Source organism: Campylobacter sp. BCW_6468 (genome assembly GCF_001762865.1).
Classification (GTDB): domain Bacteria; phylum Campylobacterota; class Campylobacteria; order Campylobacterales; family Campylobacteraceae; genus Campylobacter_D; species Campylobacter_D jejuni.
The window spans coordinates 926-1153 of sequence record NZ_MJXQ01000034.1 but is presented as its reverse complement, the minus strand read 5'-3'; the positions used below and the strand labels follow the sequence as shown (position 1 = coordinate 1153).

The 228-nt window shown below is 31.6% G+C and carries 1 pseudogene; it reads left to right on the top strand.

Annotated elements, in window-relative coordinates:
- Positions 1-228: pseudogene (locus tag AJ889_RS09650) on the top strand (DUF115 domain-containing protein); the annotation flags it as partial.

The following is a 228-nucleotide window of genomic DNA, read 5'->3' as shown; positions in this document are numbered from 1 at the left end:
TCATCCTGATGATTATCAAAATTCAGCTAATTATGAAAGTCAAATGTATGAACATATTTTAACTACAGCTTATGGAGGAAATGGAAAAGTTGAAACTCATAGTATATGGCTTTTATTTAAAAATTGGTTTGAAAATGAAATGATTCCAAATACTAGAAAAATGGGTATCACCACCTACAACTGTACCGAAGGTGGAGCAAGGATAGAAGGAACCATAGAAAAACCTTT